Source organism: Alkalihalophilus lindianensis (assembly GCF_032843265.1).
Lineage (GTDB): Bacteria > Bacillota > Bacilli > Bacillales > Bacillaceae_D > Alkalihalophilus > Alkalihalophilus lindianensis.
Window position 1 is genome coordinate 1 of sequence record NZ_JAWJBA010000165.1, and the last position, 300, is coordinate 300.

The following is a 300-nucleotide window of genomic DNA, read 5'->3' on the forward strand; positions in this document are numbered from 1 at the left end:
CATCTTTCATCATCTTCCCTCCCATCTGTCAATACTTTTTATAACAAATAGAAAACTCCTTAGAATCAGTCAACTAAGGAGTTTAGGAGAGTGTATGTAAAAATGGCTGCACTAAATAAGCCTCATGAAGGGTATTTTTCTTCAAAAGCTTGTTAACATTGCTCATACGTCCTTCTCCCATCCAGACTATACTGTCGGCTTTGGATTCACACCAAATCCTGCCTTTAAAAGGCTCACGGGCTTAGAATTTCTTCATCACCGTCGATTGGGAATTTCACCCGACCCCGAAGGACAATGCAT

Annotated in this window: 1 riboswitch. The window is 40.7% G+C overall.

The window, feature by feature from the left end:
- Window positions 1–165: 165 nt before the first annotated feature.
- A riboswitch (FMN riboswitch) is annotated at window positions 166–296 on the minus strand.
- Window positions 297–300: the final 4 nt, after the last annotated feature.